Genomic DNA, 6,014 nt, shown 5'->3' with positions numbered 1-6,014 from the left:
AATTCATGCACTACTACAATCGCCAGAGACCGCATCAAGCTCTCGACGGAAAGACGCCGATCGAGGAGGTGCAGAACTAGACAGTGCCGATCTGCTGACTATAGAGGATGAATGTAGTGAAAAGAGATAATCTGTTATGCAACAGGCCAATCACATTTGCGGCAGCAGTACCTGCCTGCGGCGTCCGGATGCTTAACTATGCGCAAAACGTGACTCCGTACAATGACGATCACGACGGAATTCCGACTTCGTTCATCCGCGCTCCCGCTCGTCAGTATTCCAACGACGTTCCCACCCGACGAGATCGTGTGCTCTCACGCCCTCTGTATCGAGCCAGACGCTCGGGTGTTCATCGTTGAGATCAACGCCGAGGATGACGTCTCCGAAGCGCAACTCGCAGCACTCGACGAAGTCGTAACAGTAACCCTGCTCGGAGAACGGGGCGATAAAACTGTCTTCAAGCTCACCGTCGAACTTGATGACTCGATCTCCCCGGCCTTTAACCCTGAACGCTTCGATGGTGTGAAGATGAAATCGACGACTATCACGCCGGAGGGCTGGCACGAAACGAAAGAATTCAAAGACTACGAGACGTTCCACGACTTCCACATCACTTTTGAGGACCACGGAATCTCGCTCGACCTTATCTCCATCACATCCGACCAATCCTCGTCCAACAACGCTACAGGCGAGGGACTCACTGATCGCCAACGTGAGGCCCTGACTCTCGCCGTCTCTCGTGGATACTACGAGAGTCCACGCCAAGTGACGGCTGCGGAACTCGCCGAGGAGTTAGATATCTCACAACCTTCCCTGTCAAGCCTTCTCCGGCGCGGCGAGCGCCAGCTCCTCACCTCCTCGCTCGACATACAAGAATCCTTAAACACCCTTTCCAGATAGCATCGAAACCAAGTCACACGACACCCAACTGAAGGGTGGGTACAATCCATGGATATCACCAGAGGCTGTTCACAACCCTCCAACGAGGGGCCCGACGAGTACTTCACAGGAAACGCCCGAATCGATCCTCTGTTCGACCCACAAAACGAGGCCCGCGCAGCGGCGGCGAGCGTCACGTTCGAACCCGGTGCCCGCACAGCGTGGCACACCCACCCGCTCGGCCAGCGGCTGATCGTGACGAGCGGCTGTGGCCTCGTGCAACGCGAAGACGGAGAGATCAAGCAGATCCGAGCAGGCGACGTGGTCTGGTTCCCACCAGACGAAAAACACTGGCACGGCGCGACGCCAGACAACGCTATGACCCACATCGCCATCCAGGAGGAGCGTGACGAGGAGGTCGTCACTTGGCTGGAACACGTTACCGACGAGGAGTACGACCCAGAATCAGATAGCTAACCCAACGCCTCTATAGCTGGGCCGTCACCCGAGCATCCCTTTACCACTTTCGAGGAGAGATCACCAATGAATGCATGGCCAGAAAACGAACTAAGAGAGATTGTGGAATCCGATGACTTGCACATCACACCGTTCCGTGAGGACAATGAGACGTACGGCGCGCCGACGTGGATCTGGTCCGTTCAGGTTGACGACGACCTCTATGTACGTGCCTACAACGGCCAGAACTCCAGTTGGCACCAGGCTGCAGTCCGAGAAAACGCGGGCCGAATTGAGGCCGCCGGTATGACGAAGGAGGTCACATTCGAGCCAGCAGATGGACCAATTAACGACCGCATCGACAAGGCCTACCGCGAGAAGTACGATGGTAGCCAATACCTCGAATCGATGGTCAGCGAGCGCGCCCGCTCAGCCACCGTCAAGATACTGCCATGCGAAACAAGCGGCTAATCCTTGAGCGCCTTGAAGACACATTTGTGGTGCTAAAGATCGGCCTCGCGGAATCGGGGGTCGAGTACCTGGAGGACCCGACGAACCAGTGCCGAGCTCGTTATGAATAGTACTTAAACACCCTTTTCAGATAGCATCTAATCTAACTCATTCCATACCTTTCTTCCCGTTGATGACAGCAGAGTTTGGTTCCGAATTAGATGGACAGGTTGCAATCATTACTGGGGCGTCTTCCGGGATCGGTGAAGCAACGGCCAAGTCCCTGGCATCGCGGGGTGCGAGTGTCGCACTTGCTGCTCGACGTGAAGAGGAACTCAACGATCTCGCGGCCCAGATTGAGGGCGAAGACGGCGAGACACTTGTAGTGCCGACCGACATTACCGATGACGAGGATATCGACAACTTAGTCGAAACAACGACCGCCGAATACGGTCACATCGACATCCTCGTGAACAACGCGGGTTATATGCCACTGACACATATCGCGGATGCAGACCGCGAGACCCTCCACAACACTATCGATGTTAATCTCGATGGGGTCATCACGCTTACTCATGCCGTCATTCCGGAGATGCTGGACCAAGACAATGGGCATATCGTAAATCTGTCTTCGGTTGTCGGACGATTCGCAATGGAGAACAGTTCGCACTACATGGCTGCAAAAGCCGGTGTAGCTGGCTTTGGAGAGGCGCTACGACTTGACGTTGCCGCAGAGGGCATCCGCGTCTCGACTATCGAGCCAGGCGCTGTGAATACGGAACTTACTGAGGACATTCCGGATGAAGATCTGAGGTCAGATGTAGAGGAATACAACCAATCTATGCGGCAACTCCGGCCCGACGATATTGCCCGGACAATCACGTTCGTCGTGACCCAGCCAGAGCACGTGGATATCAATGAGGTCTTGGTCCGACCGACAGACCAAGTGCAACCGTAGCCACACCGGACGGGACTTAAATACCCAGACGACGCACGTCGAACATCATCGTGTTCTGACAGGTTCTAGGCGACATATTCGCCTACCTACATACCAGCTGATTCCTGGAGTATGGGATGAAACCAATCTTTGAAAAGAACGGCTCTGTTGAAATCCTCAGGGAGTTACAGGTACGTCCGGTAGTCTGACCGGATGGAAGCCCTCCCGAAATCGCGGTTGCTCCGGTTCGTCGAGCAGGCATTTCACTTGGCACGCCGAGCTGTCTCTCGTTACTCCTCGAAGTTCTCAAAACGACGCTATACACTCCACCAGCACATCGTTCTCCTCTGTCTCAAAGTTCGGAAGAACACAACGTATCGGATGCTTCTCGACGAACTCATCGAGATGCCCCGCATTCGGAAAGCGATCAATCTGGCCGAACTCCCGTCACCCTCAACGTTGTGTAAAGCGTTCAACCGGCTCGATATGGCAGTCTGGCGTGTCCTGCTCAACCTCTCGGTCACCCTTCTCCCGACCAATGGTGTCGTCGGAATCGACGCCTCCGGCTTCGACCGATGTCACGCCTCGAAACACTATACGAAGCGAACGAAGCTGACGATTCAGCAGTTGAAAGTGACACTGCTCGTAGACACGAGAGCGAATGCTATCCTCGATCTCCACGTGACGACGACCAGAAAACATGACTCGCAGATCGCACCGTCGCTCCTCAAGCGGAATGCCGGGAATGTGGCGATTCTCCTCGGTGATAAGGGATACGACGACCAGAAGGTTCGCGCAGTAGCCCGTGACGCTGGCGTTCGTCCTCTCATCAAGCACCGAGAATTTTCGTCGCTCCACAAGGCGTGGAATGCTCGGCTGGATGCCGACCTCTATGGCCAGCGGAGTCAGAACGAGACAGTGAACTCCCGTCTCAAACGGAAATATGGCGCATTCGTCCACTCACGACACTGGTGGAAGCAGTTCCGTGAACTCGTTGTCGGCTGTCTCACTCACAACATCGATAAAACACTCTGAACAGTGTAGGTGTAGATCGACGGTGAAGCGAACCAGGTCGGAACGTCCCTGATTTTCGTCAGAACCGCCATGACCGATACAAAGCTTGTAACTGCCAGTTCAACAGGAAGCGAATCCAGAGCACCAAATTTATGGTACGCATATACCTCTAACCGATTGTGCCACTTCTCGCCGAGTTCGACGCCTGCTGTGAACACTTGCCCTTCGTCGACATCGCCAAAGCTCTCCCCAATGCGACGGTGGTACTCGACCCACGGTTCAACCATGACGAGCTTCCGCTGTTCGTCCTTTCGGTGACCGATGGCAACCAGCAAGTGGTCGAAGATGTCCTGGACGAGGTTGGTGAAGCTGGCGAGTACACAGTCCTTGGAGAGGCCGGGAGCACGCGGCGGTATCAGGTCGTTCCCGAGCAGAGCCTTGAGGAGAATCTCTCTCCCTACATCGACGACCTGCCGAGGTTGAAAGCGCTCGCCAGTACTGAGTCCATCATCGAGCGTACCGAGGTAATACCGGCTGGCTGGCGTCACAATGGCTGGTTCGCCAGTCGAGAGGCGTTCGACGCTTTCCGTGAGTTCTGGCAGCAAAACGGTGGATTCCGATTACACCGGCTCACACACGAGGGAGACACTGAACCACCCGGTGAAGGACTGACTGATCGTCAGCGAGAGGCTCTTCGAACGGCCTACGAGAGGGGGTATTTCGACATTCCACGACGGACCTCACTTGAGGAGGTCGCTGATGAGTTGGATATCTCCTCGTCGTCGGTTTCTGAGCGCCTGCGCCGGGCACAGACCCAACTCATCGAAGAAACCATTGCGACGACGTGGCCGTCGCTCCCGGAGTAGCGTTGCCGACCAAATGGGATGGCGTGTGGGCCAATTTAAAAGGCCGGACGAATGAGAGACATGCCTACCCCGTCACATCCCGAACCACAGACTGCCATGCAGACAGTCACTTCCAACGACCGAACGGAAATCGCATACGAAATGTACGGCGAGGGCCCCCCGATAGTTCTCGTACACGGTAGTGGCGAAACGCGCCAAGCGTGGAATCCACTTTACCCACACCTCACAGACAGATTTACAGTGGTTGTTCCCGACCGACGGGGCCGTGGGAAGAGCGGTGATGCCGACGCCTACAGTCTCGACCGGGAAGTCGCAGATCTCTGTACCCTGTTGGACATCTTCGATGACGACCCCGCAGTATTCGGCCACTCATTCGGTGGACTCATCGCACTTGAGGCCGCCCAAGAGTCCTCGCTTGACCAGCTTGTGCTCTACGAACCCGCTCTCCAGACCAGCAATGATGCCAACGACTTGCCTGCGAGAATGCAAAAACGGATCGACAACGGAGAGCGCGAAGCAGCGATGGAACTGTTCTACCGGGAGGAAGCGGGACTGCCAGCGCCAACGCAGTTACCCATCTGGCCCGATCGGATTCATTTCGACCTCGCCGAAACGGTTGTCAGAGAGTTGCGCGCAGTCCAGGCGTCCGACCATGGAAGCTCCGTCGATATCGACTGCTCGACACTCTTGTTGACTGGCGAGCAAAGCCCGGACCATCTCCGAAGCAGTATCAACACACTCCAGCCCACTCTCGGACAGTGCGTAGAGCTTGATGCCGTCGGACACGTCGGTACGCAGACAGCGCCCGAACGGGTCGCAAATACGATTCAAACCGACAGTTAGGAGTCTCAAACGCGAGTCTGAGTGGGTCAGTGAAACGCCGTTGCAAACAACGTCGTCACGCATCTGGAACTGCGTCCAGGGAGGTTCAGTTTCTCGCCAACAGTCTGTTTTTGGCACACAGACAATCACTCTCTATTACAGGGGCTTGTCTGTCCCCAATCTCATACTAACCTCTCCGCAAGATGCGCGCCTTCGATTCAGCACGGCTCCGAGAACATATCACCGAACGAGGGTTTCAACAGAGCCAAAAGAACCTCTGACACCCTACACTGAGGGAAAGCCCGGCAGCACAGCGAGCTCGAAGAGAGCAATGCAGAGGGAGGGAAGGCGAGTGGGGCGTGCCGTAACCACACACCAGTCGAGGGACAGCTACAGTATCCCCACCTTCAGCTCAGCCTGGTGGGCTTTCGGTGGGAGTGTACACCTCTCTCCCTCTCTTCTCGAGCCATCTCCTCGGCGACATCGTCTCCCTCACAACCAACGTTCCGTCTCCCTCCCTCCGCTACGATCTTCCCTCACTCACCCCCATCCCTTTCGCCCTTTTCCCCTCGAGCGGCGCCTCCACGCCA

The 6,014-nt window shown here is 55.9% G+C and carries 8 protein-coding genes; all 8 read left to right on the top strand.

Features of this window, described 5'->3' with window-relative positions; genetic code table 11:
• Window positions 1-80, top strand: an 80-nt coding sequence (locus C480_RS23150) for an integrase core domain-containing protein (protein WP_005557093.1), incomplete at its 5' end; no start/stop codon positions are given.
• Between the two features lie 142 nt (window positions 81-222).
• The gene (locus tag C480_RS17820; RefSeq protein ID WP_006667020.1) at window positions 223-900 is read left to right on the top strand and encodes a helix-turn-helix domain-containing protein; all 678 of its coding nucleotides are present in this window, start codon (window positions 223-225) and stop codon (window positions 898-900) included.
• 48 nt (window positions 901-948) lie between these two features.
• On the top strand, window positions 949-1,356 hold the full coding sequence (locus C480_RS17815) for a (R)-mandelonitrile lyase (protein WP_006667019.1): 408 nt from the start codon (window positions 949-951) through the stop codon (window positions 1,354-1,356).
• A 66-nt stretch (window positions 1,357-1,422) separates the two neighbouring features.
• Window positions 1,423-1,806, top strand: a complete 384-nt coding sequence (locus C480_RS17810) for a DUF2255 family protein (protein ID WP_006667018.1) — start codon at window positions 1,423-1,425, stop codon at window positions 1,804-1,806.
• Between the two features lie 172 nt (window positions 1,807-1,978).
• On the top strand, window positions 1,979-2,743 hold the full coding sequence (locus tag C480_RS17805) for an SDR family oxidoreductase (RefSeq protein WP_006667017.1): 765 nt from the start codon (window positions 1,979-1,981) through the stop codon (window positions 2,741-2,743).
• A gap of 192 nt (window positions 2,744-2,935) precedes the next feature.
• Window positions 2,936-3,757: an IS5 family transposase gene (locus C480_RS17800; protein ID WP_006667016.1), complete on the top strand. Its 822-nt coding sequence runs from the start codon at window positions 2,936-2,938 to the stop codon at window positions 3,755-3,757.
• Between the two features lie 158 nt (window positions 3,758-3,915).
• Window positions 3,916-4,602 carry a helix-turn-helix domain-containing protein gene (locus C480_RS17795; protein ID WP_006667015.1) on the top strand — a complete coding sequence of 229 codons (687 nt, stop codon included), beginning with the start codon at window positions 3,916-3,918 and terminating at the stop codon, window positions 4,600-4,602.
• Between the two features lie 51 nt (window positions 4,603-4,653).
• On the top strand, window positions 4,654-5,445 hold the full coding sequence (locus tag C480_RS17790) for an alpha/beta fold hydrolase (protein ID WP_338044792.1): 792 nt from the start codon (window positions 4,654-4,656) through the stop codon (window positions 5,443-5,445).
• Window positions 5,446-6,014 lie beyond the last annotated feature (569 nt).

This window comes from Natrialba aegyptia DSM 13077 (genome assembly GCF_000337535.1).
Lineage (GTDB): Archaea > Halobacteriota > Halobacteria > Halobacteriales > Natrialbaceae > Natrialba > Natrialba aegyptia.
The sequence above is the reverse complement of the archived record's forward strand: the minus strand, read 5'-3'. Positions and strand labels throughout refer to the sequence as shown.

Excerpts from the sequence above, each read along its gene's own strand:
- C480_RS17820 (WP_006667020.1), top strand. The coding sequence starts at position 223 with ATGACGATCACGACGGAATTCCGACTTCGTTCATCCGCGCTCCCGCTC.
- C480_RS17815 (WP_006667019.1), top strand. The coding sequence starts at position 949 with ATGGATATCACCAGAGGCTGTTCACAACCCTCCAACGAGGGGCCCGAC.
- C480_RS17810 (WP_006667018.1), top strand. The coding sequence starts at position 1,423 with ATGAATGCATGGCCAGAAAACGAACTAAGAGAGATTGTGGAATCCGAT.
- C480_RS17805 (WP_006667017.1), top strand. The coding sequence starts at position 1,979 with ATGACAGCAGAGTTTGGTTCCGAATTAGATGGACAGGTTGCAATCATT.
- C480_RS17800 (WP_006667016.1), top strand. The coding sequence starts at position 2,936 with ATGGAAGCCCTCCCGAAATCGCGGTTGCTCCGGTTCGTCGAGCAGGCA.
- C480_RS17790 (WP_338044792.1), top strand. The coding sequence starts at position 4,654 with ATGAGAGACATGCCTACCCCGTCACATCCCGAACCACAGACTGCCATG.